We start from the raw sequence: 17,743 nt of genomic DNA, 5'->3' as shown, positions 1-17,743 counted from the left end.
CTATGGCATAAGTTGAGCAACAAAAAACCCGACTCCTGTGCAGGAGCCGGGTTTTGCTATTTTTGGAAAGGAAGCGACTAATCGTTGTCGGTGTTCTTTACTTCTGACTTCACTTCTTTGTAAGCACCTTTTACAGCGCCTCCTACTTTCTTGCCAACCTTAGCGGCACCTTGGCCTACGTCTTTGCCGGCTTCTTTAACATCTTGGGCTGTATTGCTAGCCGCTTGCCCAACTTTGCTGCGCTCATCAGCCGTGCCAGCCTTTACATCCTGAGCTTCACCACTCACAGCATCAGCACCCTGTGCTGCGCGAGCTTCCGCCTTGTCAAACGATTTGAAGGCTGCGTACTTCAGTTTCTCTTTCTGAATTTCAGCTAAGTCACGGGCCGGAATATCTTTCTTAACCTTATCGTAGGCCTCATCTAGCGCGCGCCACTCTGAGTTGATATAGCGCCAGTCGTCGATGTCGTAACGGTCTTCGTTTTGCTTGATGTTTTTCACGAACGACTCGTAAGTAGCGCGGGCATTTGCCGCCGTAATGTTTGCCGCCGGCGACATGGGCTTGTAGTATTTGCCGGGCTTCAGGTTCGCAGAGCTAGTGCTAGTAGTAGCAACGGCATTAGGACGGTTTTTCCAAGCCATATCGCGCTTGTCGTACGCCGTGGTGTAACGAGTGCGCAACTGCTCAATTTCTTGGCGGCGCGTGTCATCGTACTGATCCGAGTACTTGTCTACTGCTGCTACTTTGGCGTCAAAGTCCGATTTCAGCTGGTTGGTCTCTGCTTCGTAATCGGCTTCTGCTTCGTCCGCTACATTCTCGGCTTTAGCTTCAGTATTCGATACGAAGGTTTTAAAATCATTGTAGGCCTCGTCGCTTTCCGCCGACACTTCTTTTTTGTCGGCATTGGAGCAGCTAGTCTGCGTGAAGGTGAGGCCGCCAGCCATAAGCACGGCAGCAAGGGCGTTGATAGTTAGGGTTTTCCTGAACATGGCAGTAGGGAATAGGCGGGAAAAAGAGAGAGTACTATGCGGGAGGGGAGTAGCCTACTTAACGGTAGGGCTATATAGCGGGTTACGTACGCCTCAGCGGCAGGTTCTGCAAGGCATTCTATCTTTGAAGCTCCTCCATCTTTTGCTCTACATTGTTGTCTGCTCCGCTGCTTCCGCCCCAGCCTATTCAGCTCCTGGACCTGCGTGCCCAGCATGCGCCCATTCAGCCTGAATTAGATGCAGCCGTGCGCACTACCTTCCACGAAGCCGCCTTTATTCAGGGCGGTGCCGTGCAGCAGTTTGCTGCGGAGCTAGGCCAGTATGTGGGTGGTGCCCACGTAGTTCCCTGCGCCAATGGCACCGATGCGCTTCAATTGGCGCTCATGAGCCTAGGCCTACCACGCGGCACCGAAATTCTGGTGCCCGCATTTACCTACGTGGCCACATGGGAGGCGGCCGCTGTGCTAGGCCTGGTGCCTGTGCCCGTTGATGTTGCCCCTGATACATATAATCTGGATCCGGCAGCCGTGGCGGCGGCTGTAACCTCCCGCACGGGCGCTATTCTGGCGGTGCATTTATTTGGGCAGTGTGCCGATTTGGAGGTTCTCCGCCTGCTGGCCAACCAGCACAATGTGCCTTTGTTGGAAGACAATGCTCAAGCTATCGGAGCCACGTTTACATTCTCTACGGGGCAGGTGTGGGCGGCTGGTACAGTGGGGGAGGTAGGCACCACGTCGTTCTTTCCCAGCAAAAACCTAGGGGGCTTTGGTGATGGTGGGGCTCTTTTTACGCGAGATGCAGCGCGGGCCCACACACTGCGCCAGCTTGCCAACCATGGCCAAACCCGCAAGTACCACCACGAACTCATCGGCCTGAACTCGCGCCTTGATACCCTGCAGGCAGCTCTCTTGCGCGTGAAGCTGCCCTATCTGGATGCCTGGACCGCCGCCCGCCAGCACATTGCAACCCAGTACGATGCTGCCCTACTAGGCCACCCCAGCCTGCGGCCCCCAGGCCGAGACCCACGCAGCACGCACGTTTTCCATCAATACACAGTGCAAGGCCCCGATTTGCCTGGTCAGCGTGAGCAGCTGCAGCAATACCTGGGGGCGCACGGTATTCCAAGTGCAGTATACTATCCGCTGCCCAATCATCTGCAGCCAGCGTATGCCTATCTAGGCCACCAATTGGGAGAGTTTCCGGTGGCGGAACGCCTCTCGCGCACGGTGCTTTCTCTGCCCATGCACCCCATGCTCACGATGGCGCAAGTGGCCTACATCTGCCAAGTGTTGCAAGCGTGGGCCTAGGCCAGTTAATAGCACGTTGGGCTTGCATGAGCAGCTTACGGAATGGCTAATCTTCTGGCGCTTCTGGGGGCAAGAAGTGCAGGAAGCTGCTTTTGCTGGCACTGTTTTTTCTTGGAGCCGTATTACTCCCCTCTTACTTGTTCTCTTTACTGCATATGCGCCGTCCCTTTTTAACCCTCTTTCTGCCCTTGGCTGTAGTGTCGGTTGTTACTACCGCAGCCATCAATGCCCCCCGTCAGGGCTTCAACCTCTTTTCTATTAACCAGGATATTGCCCTGGGTGCGCAAGTAGCCCGCCAGACCGACTCATTATATCGTGCCAAGGGTCAGCTGCTTGAAAAATCCAGCAATGCCCGCGCTTATACCTTGCTGAATGGGGTAGTGAAACGCGTGCTTGATAATGGCAACCTGAAATACCGCACCCAATTCCCCTGGGATGTGCAGATTATCAAAGACGACCAGACCCAGAACGCCTTTGCCACTCCCGGCGGCCACATTTATGTGTTTACTGGTTTGATTAAGTTTCTGGACAATGAAAATCAGCTGGCCGGCGTGCTAGGCCACGAAATTGCCCACGCCGACCGCCGCCACAGCACCCAAATGCTGCAGCAGCAGTATGGTATCAGCCTGCTGGCGGGCATTGTGCTGGGCAACAACTCCAACCAGCTCGTGCAGATTGCCGCTGGTTTAGGGCAGCTCAAATTCAGCCGCAGCTACGAAACGGAAGCCGATAAGTATTCCACTATCTACCTCAATGGCACCCGCTACTATGCCTGCGACGGAGCCGCCGGCTTTTTCATCAAGGCTGAGAAGCAGGGAAGTGGGGGCACGCCCGAATTCTTGAGCACCCACCCCAACCCTGGTTCACGCATTGCCAACATCCAGAAGAGCGCGCAGCAGCTTGGATGCACCAACCGCAACGTGAGCAATTCCAACTTCGAAGAGCTGAAAAGGCTTCTGTAACCAATAACCGCTTCTGGCCGAGAAGGCTAGCATATAAACGGACCCGTAGCTTCCTAAGAGGAGGTTACGGGTTTTGTTTTGTGCAGGAGAAACGCGCATTTTTTCGGAGCTTGCGGTTGTGCTCCCTGCCTTACTATAAGCCACCTTGCCCGATTCCCTTCCCGTTCGTTTCGTCATCTGCGGTGTAGGCCACATCGGCCGCCGGCACGCGACGCTAGTAGCGCGTTACCCCGGAGCTCAACTGGTTGGCTTAGTAGATACAAATACGGAGTTGGCCGCAGCGCTAAGCCTAGAATTTCCAGGTATTCCTTTCTTTTCTTCACTGGAAGCGTGCTTTTTAGCTAACTGTGAGGCAGATGTGTTAACTATAGCTACACCAAATGACCAGCATACTCCACAAGCTATAGCTGGCTTGGCGCATGGTTTACATGTAGTAATTGAAAAGCCCATTGCTCTTCGCACACGCGACGCCGAAGCCGTAGTGCGCATGGCTGAGCAAACCGGCCGCCTGGTATTTGGAGTGATGCAAAACCGATACTCACCGCCTGCCGCCTGGCTAAAGCAGCTCGTGGAGGGAGGGCAGCTAGGCCAGGTGTATCTGGTGCAGATCAACTGTTTCTGGAACCGCGACGCACGCTATTATCACGCCGGTGGCTGGAAAGGTACTCAGCAGCAAGATGGCGGCACTCTCTTCACCCAGTTTAGTCACTTTGTGGATTTGCTCTATTGGGTCTTCGGCGACATCACTAATATCTCAGCCCGTTTCCGTGACTTCAACCACGGGGAAACAACAGAGTTCGAAGATTCCGGCCTCGTTACCTTCGATCTGGTGCGCGGTGGCAGCGGCACCTTGCAGTATAGCACTGCCGTCTGGGACCGGAACCTCGAAAGCTCCCTAACACTCATTGCGGAGCACGGCAGCCTCAAAATAGGTGGGCAGTACATGGATAAAGTGGAGTACTGCCACCTGCGTAACTACGCCCTCCCCGCACTGCCGCCCACCAACCCCGCCAACGACTATGGCCCCTACCAAGGCAGCGCCGCCAACCACGTGCAGGTAATTGAAAACGTGGTGGAAACCGTGCAGAAGCGCAGCCATGCCACTACCAACGCGCTAGAAGGCCTGAAAGTAGTTGAGATTATCGAGCGGATTTACAGTTTAAAAGGGGCTTCTGCTAACGCTTAGCCAATACGGCACACAGAAAAATAGCTGCTTTTTGCCAAGGCGCTGCTTGCGGCTACCCAACTTACTTACAGAAGTTGTTGGCAGAGGATGTGGCATTCACGTGAGTGCTAGTGCATAGGCCTAGCAAAGCAGATACAGTGTCTTCATTTTTTCTCTTCCAACCCGTTGACCTGCAAGTTGCCAAAGGAGCTTACGCTGACGGGTAAGCTCCTCAATAAACAGGCTTTCTGAGCCGTAAAGCAGGTTTTTAAATTAAGATAAGATTAAAATAAGTTCGACTTAGTGGCCTCAACTTCCGTAGGGTAAGGCAGTCTGTAGGGCAGTAGGTGAGCTTCATGGCTGCTTATGAGTAGGCCTTGGTAGCTACCGACTAGCCTAGTATTCTCCCGTTTTCCTGCGAGCTATGAAAGAAACCCGCGACAGTATTCAAGACATCTGGGGGCAGCGCACTGGTTACGAAGGCGACTGGCCCGTGCGCGTTGATGAACGTATTGAGGAAGAACCCGACCACTGGGTGCAATCGGCCTGCGTGTTGTGCTCCAACGGCTGCGGCATGGATATCGGCGTGAAGGATGGGCGTATTGTGGGGGTGCGCGGTCGGGCAGTGGATAGTGTTAACCACGGCCGGCTTGGGCCAAAGGGCCTGCACGGCTGGGTAGCCAACAACAGCCAAGACCGGCTGACTAGGCCACTTATCCGCCGCAACGGCAAGCTGGAAGAGGCCTCTTGGAACGAGGCGATGGACCTGATTGTGCAGAAGTCCAAAGAGTTGGTGGAGAAGCACACCGCCAGCTCCATTGGGTTTTACACTTCCGGCCAGCTATTTCTGGAAGAATACTACGCGCTCGGCATTGTGGGTAAAGCGGGCCTAGGCACACCACACATGGACGGCAACACCCGCCTCTGCACAGCTACAGCGGCGGCAGCCTTAAAAGTATCCTTCGGCTCCGATGGGCAGCCCGGCTCCTACTCCGACCTGGATACCACCGAGGCCATTCTGCACGTAGGCCACAATATTGCCTCCCAGCAAACAGTGCTATGGATGCGGGTGCTCGACCGGCTGGCTGGCCCTAACCCGCCTAAGCTGGTGGTGATTGATCCACGCGCCACGTACACAGCTGAAAAAGCTACTGTGCACCTGGCTCCTCGCGTGGGCACCAACGTGCCGGTGATGAACGGGATTCTGAACCTCATCATTCAGGCTGGGCAGATTAACCAAGAGTACATTGAGGCGCACACGGTTGGCTTCGAGGAACTGAAGCAGATTGTAGCTAAATGGACACCCGAGCGAGTAGAGCACCTTTCAGGGGTGCCAGCAGCTAAACTGCGTGAAGCGGCGCACATTCTGGGCACCTGCAAAACGCTCGTATCTACTGCCCTGCAGGGCGTATATCAGTCGATGCAGGCTACGGCAGCGGCCGTGCAGGTAAACAACTTGCACCTGCTGCGCGGGCTTCTAGGCCACCCGGGTAGCGGCATTTATCAGATGAACGGGCAGCCTACGGCCCAGAATACGCGCGAGTGTGGGGCCGACGGCGACCTGCCGGGTTTCCGCAACTGGGGCAACGAGGACCATATTAAGGAACTGGCCGCGCTTTGGAATCTACACCCCGACCAAATACCGCACTGGGCGCCGCCCACCCACGCCATGCAAATCTGGCGCTACTGTGAGCAAGGCTCTATTAAGCTGCTCTGGATCAGCGGCACCAACCCGCTTGTGTCATTGCCTGACTTGGACCGGGCGCGCAAAATTCCGGCGAAGGAGGACCTGTTTGTAATCGTGCAGGATGCATTTCCTACTGAAACCACAGCTTTAGCCGATGTGGTGCTGCCGGCCGCTATTTGGGGTGAAAAAACGGGCTGCTTCACGAACGTAGGCCGCACGGTGCACATCTCCCACAAAGCCATTGACCCACCCGGCGAGGCGCGTTCCGATTTCGACATCTTCGTGGACTATTCCCGGCGCATGGATTTCCGCGACCAAGACGGTAACTCTCTGCTCACCAGCACCTGGCAAACCACGGAGGACGCCTTTAACGCCTGGCGTGAGTGTACCCGCGGCCGCCCCTGCGATTATACCGGTCTGAGCTACGCCAAGCTTACCGGCGGCTCGGGTATTCAGTGGCCCTGCAACGAGCAGTACCCCGATGGCAAGAAGCACCTCTACGAAGACGGCGTTTTTAATACCAACATCGACTATTGCGAGACGTATGGCCACGACCTGGAAACCGGGGCAGCGCGCAATCAGGACGACTATAAGCTCATCGACCCTAAGGGGAAGGCATTTCTGAAGGGTATTGATTACGAGCCACCCCATGAAGTACCCGATAAACAATATCCGCTGTGGCTGACCACGGGCCGGGTGGTATTCCACTTTCACACGCGCACCAAAACTGGCCGCTCTAAAGCGCTGCAAGAAGCCGCCCCGGATAGCTACGTGCAGCTTTCAACCGAAGACGCGGCCTGCTATGGTATTGCCGATGGCGACATGGTAGAAGTAGTATCACGCCGCGGCAAGGTGCTGGAGCCCGCCCGGGTGGGCGACATTGAGCCGGGGCTGATATTTATTCCCTTCCACTACGGCTACTGGGATAAGGCCGACCGTCCGCGCGCGGTTAACGAGTTAACTCTTACCGAGTGGGACCCCGTAAGCAAGCAGCCGCACTATAAGTACGCCGCCGTACACATTCGCAAAGTCAATGCCTAACCCTGCTCGCCATGCAACTCCCTCACTATCTAGGCCTGCTCGAGAACAGCGAAAAGCAACTCATGGAGGCGTTTGAGTACGTCGCCGATAAGCACAAAGACGAACCCGATATTGAGCAAATGTGCCAGAAGCTTTCCGCCTGGTCGCGGGAGCACCACGGCCGTACCCAGGCATTCGTGGCGAAGTACTCGGAAGAAAAAGAAGACGAGCCCGATAAGCTAAAGCGCGAGTTATTTGCGAAGAAGCGCAAGGGGAGCCTGGCGTTACTGCGCGACCTGCACGACCTGTGGCTGCTGACCCAGGAGGTGCACCTGTGCTGGGTAGTTATTCGGCAGGCAGCGCTAGGCCTACGCGACGAAGACCTGAAGGCTTGCTATGAGTTCTGCAACGCCCGCACGCAGCGCCAAGCCGATTGGCTGCTAAGTCGTATTAAGCAAGCCGCGCCCCAAACGCTATTGGTAGCTGAATAAAACAACATTCATTGAGATAAAAGCAAACGGCCGGGTGGCCCCTGATGTAGCAGGGGCCACCCGGCCGTTTGTTGGGGTAAGTGCTAAGCCAGCACTGGATCTGTACTCTTGGCTGGGGTGAAAAGGTGCACCAACATACCAATGAGCGTAACTGCCCAAGCTAGCACAGCTATCCAAATAAAGCCAGCCGATATAGAACGCAACGCCGGTAGCGGCAAGGCTTGGGCAAGCCGCCCTGTAGAGGCTGTGTACATACCCAGCGGAAAGACCATACTCCAGTAAGCCGGTTTATACGAGAAGGCCGGCCGGGCCCGCAGGTGGTGCCACGCACGTAATGCGGCCACAAAGGGAAGCCACCACGTGCCTACCACCCAGAACAGCACGCACCAAGCTTTCACAAACCCAGCTATATCGGCCAGGGCCGGAGCCTGGGACAGGGAGCTAAGTAACGTAGCCCCAGCCATAACGGTAATGGCGCTGCCTCCCACACTAATCCAATAAGGCGCTCCAACTTCCTGTTCCTCCACGCGCACAAAGGTTAGGCGGTAAAACAGCAGCGTACTAACAACTATATAAAACAAGCTGCCGAGCAGAAACAAGCCCAAAACAGTGAACTGGCCTACATCGGCGGTGCCAGGAGGAGTTGAGGGCAGCAAAACGGCTCCCAAAATGGCTAACGCTTGGGTAGACACTGCCAGTAGCAGCCAGTTACCGCCTAGGCCAGTTTCCAGCGGTGGTTTCTCGCGACGTAGCGTTACGCTAATCAGGAATACATAAAGCAGCACTATCCAGCAAACGGCCCCAAACAGCCATAGTGCTTGCCCCACCATCTGGTTGTGGCGCAGCACTACAAACTGATTACCAACGAGGCAGGTTGCAGCTATCAACGCCAGGAAATTAGGCCCATTTTCGTGCGATGCCAATTCCGACTTGAATCCGGCGTAAAACCCGAAAAGCCGCCCCAGCAACAGGAGCAAAAAGAGTGGGTAGAGGACTACATTCAGGTAAAAGAAGCCTTCGGCGAGCCACTGAATATGTTGCGCTTCTGCGGCCAGCGAAATAATACCCGTGGCCATAACCATGGTGAAGTAAACGGGCGAAAACTTTTCAACGAGTGACTTCAACATAATAGGAGGGGGAGAGGCTCGAAAGGCATAAGCAACTGTCCGGCAGAAGGGCCTCAGAAAGAGGGTGATAAGTGCTATCTGCTTAGGCTAGCGAGCTGGGTAGAAAGAAGCGCGGCTTGTGCTGAATCCTACGCAATATTTCCTAACCCTGTTAATGTTGAGCCTAGGGCCACTTTGGGCGTGCTAACGGTAGTATTTAAGCGCCTAGGCCACTTGCAGTAGCAGAACCAGGCCAGTAATGTGGTGGAGCTTTTGCACAAAAAAGCAGAGGGACTTACGATGAGTAAATCCCTCTGCTGATGTAATCTACCGGCCAGCGCTTACTTCAGCGCGGCGCCAACGGTTGTGGCCAGGGGCGTAGTGGGGTGGCCAATAAGTTGGGAGAGCTGGCGGCTGTCGTCAAATAGGGCTCCCGTAGCGGCATCAGCATCCCAGCTGGCAATGCCGTGCGCAAACCCTTCGGGCACACCAAAGCTGGCGAGGGCGGCGGCGTAATCAGCCACAGGCAAGTCCCGGTAAGGAATGTCCTTGCCGGTCTGGCGCGAAATTTCAGCAGCCAGGTCGGCCAGTGTGTAAGCTTCATCGCCAGCCAGCTCGTAGGTTTTGCCTTCGTGGCCTTCCGTGGTAAGTACAGTCACGGCGGCGTCTGCAAAATCAGCACGGGTAGCTGAGGAGATCTTACCGTCCTTGGCGCTGCCGATGAAGGCCCCCCCGGCCACTGCGCCAGGTACTGAGTTGGTGTAATTCTCCGTGTACCAGCCGTTGCGCAGCAGGGTATAGGGGATGCCCGAAGCGCGCAGTTCGGCCTCCGTAGCACGATGCTCATCGGCTAAGCTCAGGGGGGAGTTGTCGGCGTGCAGCAAGCTGGTGTACGCAATACGCTTCACCCCATTTTTCTTGGCAGCCTCAATTACGTTGCGATGCTGCGTAGCCCGCTGGCCCACCTCGCTCGACGAAATCAGTAACAGCGTGTCTACACCGGCTAAAGCAGTTTCAAGGGTCTCGGGCTTGGCATAATCGGCCTCGCGGGTTTCAACACCTAAGTCAGTCGCTTTCGCCGGGTTGCGAACCAGGGCCACAATCTGGTCAACGGGTACTAGGGCTTTCAGCTTTTCGATAACGAGACGGCCGAGCTGGCCCGTCGCGCCGGTAATGGCAATGCGCATATTTTAGATCGTTAAGTTGTTGATCTGACAAAAGTATGTGCTATACTTACGTAAAGTAAGTACGTACAAAAAGGTAAGTGTGAAAAAAAATATTGAAGCCCCCCTCGAAGTAGGGGCTACGCTTTCTGAAAAGCTACAACGCGGCGACTTGCTCTCAGCGGCTTGCCCATCGCGCGTGGTGCTAAAGCACATTACCAGCCGGTGGGGAGTGTTAACCCTTATGGTGCTGGAAGGCGAAACCCGCCGTTTCAGTGAGCTGCGGCGCCTGATTGACGGCGTTAGTGAGCGTATGCTGGCCCAGACGCTGCAATGGCTGGAAGCTGATGGGCTGGTGCGCCGGGTGGCCTACGACGTGGTGCCGCCCCATGTAGAATACAGTCTGACGCCGCTGGGGCAACAGGCATCGCAGAAAGTGCGCGCTCTAGCCGACTGGGTAGAGGTTAGCTTCCCGACTATTATGCAGCACTGGGACAAATCATCGGTTAGCTAGAGAAGGAGTTGCAGCCATTTCATCGCTAAACGCTGATTTTCAACTTTTGGAGCGTTATAGGCAAGGCAAGTAGCTTAGAGGGTAAATGTTAATTGTAGGCCCACCACCGCATACAGGCTTACTTACCTGTCTGTTATAAATGACGACTCGCCACGTTGGTGCCCAAATGGGCCCAGCGTGGCGAGTCAGTATTTTAGCGTTAGTACGTGCTCTGGAGCAGAACTCAGATAGTAATACTAGTTGAGTTGACTCACAGATGGCATAAGTTCTATAGGTGGGCCAAGTGAGCTAGGCTTGCAAGTATATTAGGCTGTAGCCGCAACGGGCCGGCGCAACCACAGCACGGCCAGGAGTAGCAACAAGCAAACAATGGCAGGAACCCCTTGAGCTATACCACCCGGAATTTTCGTGGCGTGCATTACTACAGCACCAAGCATAATAATTACTAACCCCAGGGCAGCCAAGCGGGTAAAGCGAGGGATTAGCAGGCCTACACCGCCCAACACTTCCGCTACTGCAATAATGTAGGCCATAGCGCTGGGCATTCCAAGGTTGTTGAACATAGCCACCGTGGTAGGTAACACGGTGAGCTTTTTTACGCCAAAGGCAATGAAGGCTAGCCCAAGCAGGACTTGCAGAGTCCAGGCGATAATATTGCGTGTAGAGGCAGACATGATAACTGGTAAAAGGTTGGAGGTGATGGCATTCCATAGCCAACAGTGGCTATGAAATGCAGCCAAAGATGCTGACTTTCTCGGCTGTTTGGCAGGGTAGTATACTAAAGGATACCGGTATACTGTAGTATATTGATATGATACTCAATGTATCTTACTGCATGCTGCAACCTCCAATACCAATCACGCACCACGAATGCGCAGGCGCCATGCGCTCAGTGCGCGATGCATTAGATTTTCTGGGCGGCAAATGGAAGCTGCCCATCATTATTGCGCTCAGTGGCGGTCCTAAACGCTTTAAGCAATTACAGCGCGAAGTGACCGGCATCACGGCTAAAATGCTGAGTAAGGAATTAAAGGAACTGGAGCTTAATAGTTTGCTCACCCGCCACGTGGAAACCCAAGCGGCCCCCGTGGCCGTCACCTACACCCTCGCCGACTATGGTGAGCATTTGTACCCCGTAATTGAAGCATTACGTATTTGGGGGCAGCTGCACCGCACCCACATTATGCACCCTGCTGCAGAAGCAGGAGCGGCGTAATTGCCTTATTACGAGGTTGGTAGCATAGAATAAGATCCTGTTAGACCGACGGTACGGGTGGGTCTTCAAGCAGGATAACCGTAAAGGTGGTGCCCAGGCCGAGCGTGCTGCTTACCTGCAGGTCACCGCCGCGCTTCTGCACAAGCGTACGAATCATGTGCAGGCCTAGGCCTGCCCCTTCACCTTCGGCCGTCAGACGGGTGAAGGGCTGAAAAAGCCGTTCCCCATCCTTGATTAAATCGATGCCCCGCCCGTTGTCGGATACCGTCAGGTGTATCTCCTGGCCCTGCCGCTGGCTTTGAATATGAACCAGGGGTGGGCGCTCCAGAGCTCGGTACTTGAGCGCATTGTGCACCAAGTTCTTCAATATGCTGACCAGGTACACGCGCGGGTAGCGAATGGTAGGAGCACCTTGAAAATCAGCCGTAAGAATGCCCTGCTGCTGGTCGAGGATGTCGGCCACATCCACTCGGACGGAGGAGTAAACGTCTGACCAGGCAATAGTATCGGTTACGAGGGCCGTGCCGTACTGGGTGTGTAATACCTGCAGCAGGCCCTGTACGGTGCTCGTCAGGCGGTGCACTTCCTGCTCAAGCAGCTCTATAACGTGGTCTCGCGTGGAGCCAGGAGCTTCTTCGTGATACGCTTTCAGCAGCCCCTCTAGGTTGGTAACGGGGCCTTTTAGATCGTGGGCTACAATGTGCACGAATGAATCCATGGAGGCATTCATATCGCGTAGGCGCTGGTTAAGGCGCTGCGCATCGTAGAGGGCAGTGGCACGTGTTAGAGCCCGGCCAGCGTAGTCTGCTACCAACGTAAAAAACTCCCGGTAGGCCTCATCTAAGGGCCGGCGGGCACTTAGGCCCACAATGAGCACGGTGTTAGGAGGCTGGTTTCCCACGGCCAGCGGGAGCAACAGGGCCTGAGTGGGCACCTCGGGCCACGTTCCGGTGGGCCAGGAGCCAAACCGTTCAGTGAGGGAAGAAACCAGCGTTGGTTCACTTTGCTCGAGTGCGGCGGCCAGCGGCCAAGCTCGTTCGTTTGGCTCGCTCACACTTATAGTAGTGGGCGCGGCGGGCTCACCGGGCGGTACGCCAAACCATGCCCGCAGCTGTAAGTGAGAAACGCCCTCGGCACACGCATACAGCAAGGCAAAGGGAATATCAGCGGCATCAGTGGCTAAGGCAGCAATGATGTGCTGCGCTGCTTCTGCCGGCAAGGTTGATAGCGCCGTTTGGGCCGTTAGGTGGCTCAGCAGCGCTAAGCGCCGGTGATGCAGCACGGTATTTGTGGTTTCCAGCGCCGTAACAAAGATGCCTTCTACTACTCCGGCCTCATTATAGATAGGGCTGTGAGAGAACGTAAAATACGCTTCCTCTACTGACCCTTGGCGGTTGGGGAGTACCAGCTCGTTCTCGAAATAGGTGGTTTGCCCCGCCAGTACCGGCTCAAAGATATTCAGCAAAAAAGGCCACATCTCTCGCCACCAAGGCTCAGCGGGCTGGCCTAGAGCGCCGGGGTGTTTGGCTTGCAGAATGGCAGCGTAGCCGTCGTTGTAAAAGTGAACGAGCTTGGGGCCCCAGTGCACCATCATGGGAAATTGCGAGCCTAGCATAATGCTAACCGCCGTGCGCAGGCTTTGGGGCCAGCCATGTACCGGCCCGAGCGGAGTAGTGGACCAGTCTAGCTGACGAATGTGGGCACCCATCTCCCCACCATTGGGAAACAAGCGCGCCAGCAATGCTGATTCCGACAGCAACTCTTCCGCAACGGGTACTGGTGGCATAAACTAAGCTGGTAGGAGTGGTGCGCCTAAGTATCCAAGAGCTGACTCGCTCATGGGGTACACCCCTCGAGCAGGCCTACAGTGGCCTTGAATTCTACCAAAAGTACGCATCCTGAGCTCTTTCTTACCGGTCAGCTGGGTTGTTATCGGAGTATTGCGCCAAAAAGAGAGCGATTCGAGCACTTCTGCCTGAAAGTGGAGGGCTGCAGGACATAAATCCGCAACGTAATGATAACCGGATCGTCACCGGCTACGGGGGCGAGAAATATAGTTTTGCTCGACTATTCGCTCTCAACCTCAGGTCATCTATGTCCCAACCGTTACGCTGGATTCTGCTTCTGGTATCGTTAACAGGCAGCACATGGGCCCGGGCCCAGTCAGTGAGTTCTACCATCGTCCCCGATGAGGCAGCTCGGGCCGATGTTGAAACCCCTAGCTCACCCGCGGCCTATTATACGGCGGAAATCATGCCTTCCTTTCCGGGAGGTGAGGAGGCCATGCGTGCCTTCTTGCGCAATAAGCTGCAGTACCCGCAAGAAGCCCTAAACCGGCGTGTTGGCGGAAAGGTATTCGTAAGCTTTCTGGTCACGGAAGAAGGCCGCATTCGCGATGCCAAAATTGTGAAAGGGCTAGGCGCTGGTTTAGATGAGGAAGCTCTTCGCTTGGTGCGCATTATGCCCTGGTGGAACCCCGGTAAAAACGCCAATCAACCCGTGCCTGTTATGTATACTCTGCCCATTGTATTTAGGGGAGTGTATTAAGCAGCGGGAGTACTGGCCTAGCTCATGCCGCGTTTGCTGCAAGAAGCGCGCAGTCCCACTGGCCTAGCGTGCATCAGCGCCTGCACAACAACACTTTCCTGAAGCAGCACTCAGCGAGCCTGCCAGCTAACGTAACAGTTGTGTGGGCTATCTATGTTGGTTAGAGGTATATACCAGCCTGCCCGGTGCCTGAGCCTGCTGCCGGAGGTTGTTGCGTTGCTGTGTGAGAGAATAGAGTTTACATAAGCCATGAATCAGACACAAGAAGCCTTTACCAGGTCAGGTCTTTTCCTAGCCAAGCCATAGTCTTGTACCGCCGAGATGCAACCTCATTTCTCGAGAGAGGGTACAAAAGAGCATGAATATGTTGCGCCCTACCTCCGCCCCACCCGTTGCCGAAGCACTCCTGAACGACGAGTATAGCCAGCTGGATTTCGAATTTCTGGAGCAGCTAGAGCGCGAATTGCACCCCGCTACTGAGCCTGAAGAAGAGGAGCGGCTGGCCGCCTAGTTGTATCTGCTCAAGCTCGCTTACGCTGTATCAAGAGCGAGTCCTAGGCCACTTAGCCGCCTGTCAGCTTAGGTAGCTGACTTTGGTAACTGGTTTCCCATAACTCATACTTTAGCAACATAGTGGCCTAGCAAAACGCGCTGTTAGCTACTGAGCTTTTTCTGCATAGCTATTGCCCCCTTTTATAGATGCACAAAAGGCCCGATACGGACACGTATCGGGCCTTTTGTATTGGGGTTGTGCTAGGCAGCTTTAAATTCCCTTGTACTTGTTGTCGAGGTAGTTGAGGTCGAACGTACCTAGGTTCTTGAAGTAGCTATTCACCAGCTTGGCGGGGTCGGTGGCTAGCTCGCCGCGGCCGGGCACGTCGTTGCCATCGTCCCAGGCCCAGGGCGCGTTGGCGCCACCGTTGCCACGGCTTTTTACGAAACCGCCATCGGGGCTGGTGAACAGGGCGGTGTTGAAGCGTTGCTCCCAGAGGCCACTGGGCTCGAAGATATCTACCAGCTTGTAGGATACGTTTCGGTCGTCGGCGCTGACAGGCGTGCCCGCCACAGTAGCGGAAGGAAAGTACTTGATGCCGTCGCCGTTGAGCTTGTAGTAGGGGTAAGCTTTCAGGCCGTGCCCTTTGGCTTCCTGGGCCGTTATGGGGTGGAGGCCCCCATTAAACTGCTCCAAGGTCAGAGTGCCATCTATGTCCTCCTGGTTGGCTTGTAGCGGGCTCCCGGCCGGCACAAAGGAGTAGAAATCAGAGTGGGCTACCGTCACGATGGCCTGTAGGTTGCCGTAGGTGCTGCCGTCTTTCTTGACCACGGCCAGCAGTCCCTCCAGGTCGTTCTCGTGCTCATCCGTATTGTAGAGCAGGGGGTTATCGGTCCAGTCGCGGGCGTGGAAGAAGGCGTAGGTAATAAACCAGTGGGTCCCGGTTTCTACCACGGAGTAGTAGCCATGAGCCGAGGCTGGGCGGGTAGCCAGATTATTCCAGTTGTTGGTGCCCGACCAGTCCCCGTCGAAGTTGATGGCCGAGATGTAGTCAGCCTTGCCGCTCAGGCCATGGTCGCCGGTCACGTCAGTATCCTGGTAATGTACGGGGGCCCAGCGTAGTGCCAAGCTGGCCTTGAAGGCCGTAGTAGCATCGGCGGTCCGGGCTTGGGCTTTTGGCGCCACGGCTTCTTTCTGGCTGGTGACATTGCAGCTAGCCAGCACCGATAGGCCTAGGCCAGTGGCGAGCAGGGCGGCCTTGGAAATAAGTGTCATGAAGGTGTTTTGGTTATGGGTGAAAGGAAAAACAGGGTAGTATTTAGCTGCGGAGGCTGCGCAAGTGGCCTAGCGCAGCCCCTGCTGGAGAGCTAGTAGCCGGGGTTTTGCTTGAGCTGGCCATTGAGCGTGAGCTCAGTTGTTGGGATGGGGAAAATGCGGCGGTAGGTTTCGGCGTTGTTCTTCATGCCTTGGCCCCATACCGATTCCCACTTGCCAAAGCGAATCAGGTCGTTGCGGCGCCAGCCTTCCCAGGCCATTTCGCGGCTGCGCTCCTCAAATAGGCTGTTCAAGTCTATGGTAGTGAGGGCCGGTACCTGGGCGCGGGTGCGGATTTGGTTTACCAAGCTCAAAGGAGTAGCCCCGTCAGGGTCCTGGCCCCCGCGCAGGATGGCTTCCGCCTTCAGCAGCAGCACGTCGGCGTAGCGTAGCAGCACCAAGTCATTGCCTTGGTCGCGGGAGGTTGAGGACTTATCGGGGTAATATTTAATGTTGCGGGTGCCCTGGGCTTTGCCTAACTCGTCGTTGCCCACATCAAACTTGGCCGCATCCCGGAACGTGAGGCGGTCCGACAGCTCCAGATGGTAGTTGACTTTTTCGCCGCCATCGGCGCCGGTGTAGCGCGAGTCCAGGCCTTTCTTGGTGGTAGCAATCAGGATGGGCGTGCGGCCATCGTTGAGGTATTGCTTGCCCGAGAGCCACTGCTGGTTGCGCGTGTCGGTAGGCTCCTTATAAAGAGCAAAAAACTCGGGCCAGGTCAGGCTGGCGTTGCTAGGCGTGAAGAGCAGATTAAACTTGTCCTTCATCTGCTGGTGCAGGGCAAAGCGCGACATCATGTTGCCCTGAGCCAGGTTGGCGTCAAACGGTACCGCAAAAATGATTTCGCTTACCTGGGGGCCGTTTTCCACCGCGAATACATCCATGTAATTCGCTGCCAGGCTGTACTTCTTGCTCTTGATAATGGCATTGCAGGCGGCAATGGCCTCCGTGTACTTCGGCTGCCCGATGTAGACGTCGGCATTCATGTACAGCTTGGCTAGCAGCGCCTGGGCCGTGCCTTGCGTGGGCCGCCCGTAAGTCTGGGACGATACATCGGCCGAAAGGTCCGGCAACGACTGCTTCAACTCGCTTTCGATGTAGGTAAACACCTGCTGGCGGGTAGCGTTGGTGGGCTGCACGGTGCTCCCGAACTCCGGCACCAGCGGAATGTTGCCGTACAAGTCCATCATCAGGAAGTAGTACAAGGCCCGCATAGTGCGCAACTCCGCAGTAAACTGGGTCTTAAACGCCCCATCGGCGGTGTTCTGGAATAGAGCCAAAGTGCGGTTGCAGGTGCTGATGCCACTGAAGCCCCAGTCCCAGGCGGTGCGCACAAACTCGTTTTGCGGGTTCCAGGTATGCAGGCTCAGCTGTTGGTAACGGGCGCCGTCGTAGTAGTTGCCGTTGCGGGCCACAATCACAGCCTCATCGGTGCTGAGCTCCTGCAGATTCCAGTAGGCTTTAGCTACTTCGTTGCGCATCTGGCTGTACACCGGCCCGGAGGCGGCAATGAACTGCTCGGGGGTGGTGAGGAAATTGGCCGGCGTGTATTCCGATTCGATGGGCGCATTCAGGTCGGTGCAGCTGGTGGCAGCTACCACGGCAGTGAGTGCGCTGGCCAAGGTCAGGAAACGGGAAGGGCGAATGGTAAACATGTGTGGTTAGTTGAAATCGAGTTGGTCGTCAGACTGAGCGGAGGAGCCTCTTCACTGCTTCAGTACAGAGGCCTAGGCCGCTGGAGCAGGCCGTGGCACAGATGCATCGGCTTC

At 55.7% G+C, this 17,743-nt stretch carries 16 protein-coding genes; 9 read left to right on the top strand and 7 right to left on the bottom strand.

Annotated elements, in window-relative coordinates:
- Positions 1-77 precede the first annotated feature (77 nt).
- Positions 78-989, bottom strand: coding sequence for a hypothetical protein (locus EU557_RS00225; protein WP_135528418.1), 912 nt, complete (start codon positions 987-989; stop codon positions 78-80).
- 155 nt (positions 990-1,144) lie between these two features.
- Between EU557_RS00225 and EU557_RS00220 the strand changes: the two genes are divergently transcribed.
- From EU557_RS00220 to EU557_RS00200, 5 genes are all read left to right on the top strand, one after another.
- Positions 1,145-2,296 (top strand): DegT/DnrJ/EryC1/StrS family aminotransferase, encoded by a 1,152-nt coding sequence (locus EU557_RS00220; RefSeq protein ID WP_245326130.1) that lies wholly within the window; start codon positions 1,145-1,147, stop codon positions 2,294-2,296.
- Between the two features lie 155 nt (positions 2,297-2,451).
- Positions 2,452-3,258: a M48 family metalloprotease gene (locus tag EU557_RS00215; RefSeq protein ID WP_135528417.1), complete on the top strand. Its 807-nt coding sequence runs from the start codon at positions 2,452-2,454 to the stop codon at positions 3,256-3,258.
- 145 nt (positions 3,259-3,403) lie between these two features.
- Positions 3,404-4,444 (top strand): Gfo/Idh/MocA family protein, encoded by a 1,041-nt coding sequence (locus tag EU557_RS00210; RefSeq protein ID WP_135528416.1) that lies wholly within the window; start codon positions 3,404-3,406, stop codon positions 4,442-4,444.
- A gap of 403 nt (positions 4,445-4,847) precedes the next feature.
- The gene (locus EU557_RS00205; protein ID WP_135528415.1) at positions 4,848-7,151 is read left to right on the top strand and encodes a molybdopterin oxidoreductase family protein; all 2,304 of its coding nucleotides are present in this window, start codon (positions 4,848-4,850) and stop codon (positions 7,149-7,151) included.
- An 11-nt stretch (positions 7,152-7,162) separates the two neighbouring features.
- Positions 7,163-7,621, top strand: a complete 459-nt coding sequence (locus EU557_RS00200) for a molybdopterin oxidoreductase (protein WP_135528414.1) — start codon at positions 7,163-7,165, stop codon at positions 7,619-7,621.
- Between the two features lie 83 nt (positions 7,622-7,704).
- On the opposite strand, the gene EU557_RS00195 is transcribed toward EU557_RS00200, so the two are convergent.
- The gene (locus EU557_RS00195) at positions 7,705-8,748 is read right to left on the bottom strand and encodes a tellurite resistance/C4-dicarboxylate transporter family protein (protein WP_135528413.1); all 1,044 of its coding nucleotides are present in this window, start codon (positions 8,746-8,748) and stop codon (positions 7,705-7,707) included.
- A 320-nt stretch (positions 8,749-9,068) separates the two neighbouring features.
- Positions 9,069-9,914, bottom strand: coding sequence for an SDR family oxidoreductase (locus EU557_RS00190; protein WP_135528412.1), 846 nt, complete (start codon positions 9,912-9,914; stop codon positions 9,069-9,071).
- Between the two features lie 79 nt (positions 9,915-9,993).
- Here EU557_RS00190 and EU557_RS00185 point away from each other — a divergent pair, with 79 nt between their 5' ends.
- On the top strand, positions 9,994-10,404 hold the full coding sequence (locus EU557_RS00185; protein ID WP_245326129.1) for a winged helix-turn-helix transcriptional regulator: 411 nt from the start codon (positions 9,994-9,996) through the stop codon (positions 10,402-10,404).
- A gap of 305 nt (positions 10,405-10,709) precedes the next feature.
- Here the strand turns inward: EU557_RS00185 and EU557_RS00180 are convergent, their stop codons facing one another.
- Positions 10,710-11,078: a DoxX family protein gene (locus tag EU557_RS00180; protein WP_135528411.1), complete on the bottom strand. Its 369-nt coding sequence runs from the start codon at positions 11,076-11,078 to the stop codon at positions 10,710-10,712.
- Between the two features lie 161 nt (positions 11,079-11,239).
- On the opposite strand from EU557_RS00180, the gene EU557_RS00175 reads away from it, so the two are divergent.
- Entirely contained in the window at positions 11,240-11,620 is a 381-nt protein-coding gene (locus tag EU557_RS00175; RefSeq protein WP_135528410.1) for a winged helix-turn-helix transcriptional regulator, read from the top strand.
- Positions 11,621-11,660: 40 nt separating this feature from the next.
- Here the strand turns inward: EU557_RS00175 and EU557_RS00170 are convergent, their stop codons facing one another.
- On the bottom strand, positions 11,661-13,406 hold the full coding sequence (locus tag EU557_RS00170) for a GAF domain-containing sensor histidine kinase (RefSeq protein ID WP_135528409.1): 1,746 nt from the start codon (positions 13,404-13,406) through the stop codon (positions 11,661-11,663).
- A gap of 308 nt (positions 13,407-13,714) precedes the next feature.
- Here EU557_RS00170 and EU557_RS00165 point away from each other — a divergent pair, with 308 nt between their 5' ends.
- Positions 13,715-14,167 (top strand): energy transducer TonB, encoded by a 453-nt coding sequence (locus EU557_RS00165; protein WP_135528408.1) that lies wholly within the window; start codon positions 13,715-13,717, stop codon positions 14,165-14,167.
- Between the two features lie 364 nt (positions 14,168-14,531).
- Positions 14,532-14,678, top strand: coding sequence for a hypothetical protein (locus EU557_RS25350; protein ID WP_167855035.1), 147 nt, complete (start codon positions 14,532-14,534; stop codon positions 14,676-14,678).
- 252 nt (positions 14,679-14,930) lie between these two features.
- Here EU557_RS25350 and EU557_RS00160 read toward each other — a convergent pair whose 3' ends face one another.
- Positions 14,931-15,935, bottom strand: a complete 1,005-nt coding sequence (locus EU557_RS00160; RefSeq protein ID WP_135528407.1) for a hypothetical protein — start codon at positions 15,933-15,935, stop codon at positions 14,931-14,933.
- A 92-nt stretch (positions 15,936-16,027) separates the two neighbouring features.
- Entirely contained in the window at positions 16,028-17,629 is a 1,602-nt protein-coding gene (locus EU557_RS00155) for a RagB/SusD family nutrient uptake outer membrane protein (RefSeq protein WP_135528406.1), read from the bottom strand.
- Positions 17,630-17,743 lie beyond the last annotated feature (114 nt).

It is taken from the genome of Hymenobacter wooponensis (assembly GCF_004745865.1).
In the GTDB taxonomy this organism is placed as follows: Bacteria; Bacteroidota; Bacteroidia; order Cytophagales; family Hymenobacteraceae; genus Hymenobacter; species Hymenobacter wooponensis.
This window is presented reverse-complemented; position numbering and strand designations above follow the sequence as displayed.

Bases quoted from the DNA above. Each gene is read 5' to 3' on its own strand.
- EU557_RS00225 (WP_135528418.1), bottom strand. From the start codon at position 989: ATGTTCAGGAAAACCCTAACTATCAACGCCCTTGCTGCCGTGCTTATG.
- EU557_RS00215 (WP_135528417.1), top strand. From the start codon at position 2,452: ATGCGCCGTCCCTTTTTAACCCTCTTTCTGCCCTTGGCTGTAGTGTCG.
- EU557_RS00205 (WP_135528415.1), top strand. From the start codon at position 4,848: ATGAAAGAAACCCGCGACAGTATTCAAGACATCTGGGGGCAGCGCACT.
- EU557_RS00200 (WP_135528414.1), top strand. From the start codon at position 7,163: ATGCAACTCCCTCACTATCTAGGCCTGCTCGAGAACAGCGAAAAGCAA.
- EU557_RS00195 (WP_135528413.1), bottom strand. From the start codon at position 8,748: ATGTTGAAGTCACTCGTTGAAAAGTTTTCGCCCGTTTACTTCACCATG.
- EU557_RS00190 (WP_135528412.1), bottom strand. From the start codon at position 9,914: ATGCGCATTGCCATTACCGGCGCGACGGGCCAGCTCGGCCGTCTCGTT.
- EU557_RS00180 (WP_135528411.1), bottom strand. From the start codon at position 11,078: ATGTCTGCCTCTACACGCAATATTATCGCCTGGACTCTGCAAGTCCTG.
- EU557_RS00175 (WP_135528410.1), top strand. From the start codon at position 11,240: ATGCTGCAACCTCCAATACCAATCACGCACCACGAATGCGCAGGCGCC.
- EU557_RS00170 (WP_135528409.1), bottom strand. From the start codon at position 13,406: ATGCCACCAGTACCCGTTGCGGAAGAGTTGCTGTCGGAATCAGCATTG.
- EU557_RS00165 (WP_135528408.1), top strand. From the start codon at position 13,715: ATGTCCCAACCGTTACGCTGGATTCTGCTTCTGGTATCGTTAACAGGC.
- EU557_RS25350 (WP_167855035.1), top strand. From the start codon at position 14,532: ATGTTGCGCCCTACCTCCGCCCCACCCGTTGCCGAAGCACTCCTGAAC.
- EU557_RS00160 (WP_135528407.1), bottom strand. From the start codon at position 15,935: ATGACACTTATTTCCAAGGCCGCCCTGCTCGCCACTGGCCTAGGCCTA.
- EU557_RS00155 (WP_135528406.1), bottom strand. From the start codon at position 17,629: ATGTTTACCATTCGCCCTTCCCGTTTCCTGACCTTGGCCAGCGCACTC.